The organism is Collinsella sp. AM17-1 (assembly GCF_003470665.1).
In the GTDB taxonomy this organism is placed as follows: domain Bacteria; phylum Actinomycetota; class Coriobacteriia; order Coriobacteriales; family Coriobacteriaceae; genus Collinsella.
This window is the reverse complement of the sequence record NZ_QRJZ01000045.1, coordinates 1-1,194: the sequence shown is the minus strand read 5'-3', so window position 1 is coordinate 1,194 and position 1,194 is coordinate 1. Positions and strand designations below refer to the sequence as shown.

Sequence of the window (1,194 nt, the reverse complement as noted above, 5' to 3'; positions counted from 1 at the left end):
CGCACATGTACGGATGAATGTGGGAGGTGTTCGGATAAAGTTGATAATCAAGGGTGTGTTGATATTGCAGTATCTTAAAATTTTGTGTATAATAGGAATTGAAGTTAAATTAGATGCTAAAAATTTGTAATTAAGAAGGAGGGATTCGTCATGTTGGTATTCCAAATGCGTAATGTAGATAAAACATCTACTGTTTTGAAACAGACTAAAAACAGTGATTACACAGATAAATAAATATGTTAGATTAATTCCTACCAGTGACTAATCTTATGACTTTTTAAACAGATAACTAAGATTACAAACAAATCGTTTAACTTCTGTATTTATTTACAGATGTAATGTATTTATTTACAGATGTAATCACTTCAGGAGTGATTACATGAACAAAAATATAAAATATTCTCAAAACTTTTTAACGAGTGAAAAAGTACTCAACCAAATAATAAAACAATTGAATTTAAAAGAAACCGATACCGTTTACGAAATTGGAACAGGTAAAGGGCATTTAACGACGAAACTGGCTAAAATAAGTAAACAGGTAACGTCTATTGAATTAGACAGTCATCTATTCAACTTATCGTCAGAAAAATTAAAACTGAACACTCGTGTCACTTTAATTCACCAAGATATTCTACAGTTTCAATTCCCTAACAAACAGAGGTATAAAATTGTTGGGAGTATTCCTTACCATTTAAGCACACAAATTATTAAAAAAGTGGTTTTTGAAAGCCATGCGTCTGACATCTATCTGATTGTTGAAGAAGGATTCTACAAGCGTACCTTGGATATTCACCGAACACTAGGGTTGCTCTTGCACACTCAAGTCTCGATTCAGCAATTGCTTAAGCTGCCAGCGGAATGCTTTCATCCTAAACCAAAAGTAAACAGTGTCTTAATAAAACTTACCCGCCATACCACAGATGTTCCAGATAAATATTGGAAGCTATATACGTACTTTGTTTCAAAATGGGTCAATCGAGAATATCGTCAACTGTTTACTAAAAATCAGTTTCATCAAGCAATGAAACACGCCAAAGTAAACAATTTAAGTACCGTTACTTATGAGCAAGTATTGTCTATTTTTAATAGTTATCTATTATTTAACGGGAGGAAATAATTCTATGAGTCGCTTTTTTAAATTTGGTTGATTTCCGATCTCAACCGAACACATTGAGCTGACGGCACGCTCCCGCA

At 33.0% G+C, this 1,194-nt stretch carries 2 protein-coding genes; both read left to right on the top strand.

Annotated elements, in window-relative coordinates:
* The first annotated feature begins 150 nt into the window (after positions 1-150).
* Positions 151-234: a 23S rRNA methyltransferase attenuation leader peptide gene (locus DW195_RS10255; protein WP_001865637.1), complete on the top strand. Its 84-nt coding sequence runs from the start codon at positions 151-153 to the stop codon at positions 232-234.
* Positions 235-379: 145 nt separating this feature from the next.
* A complete protein-coding gene (gene erm(B) / locus DW195_RS10250; RefSeq protein WP_002292226.1) occupies positions 380-1,117 on the top strand; it encodes a 23S rRNA (adenine(2058)-N(6))-methyltransferase Erm(B) in 738 nt (245 codons plus the stop codon).
* Positions 1,118-1,194 lie beyond the last annotated feature (77 nt).

What these genes read in the sequence shown, in the direction of transcription:
- DW195_RS10255 (WP_001865637.1), top strand. Translation starts at nt 151, where the DNA reads ATGTTGGTATTCCAAATGCGTAATGTAGATAAAACATCTACTGTTTTG.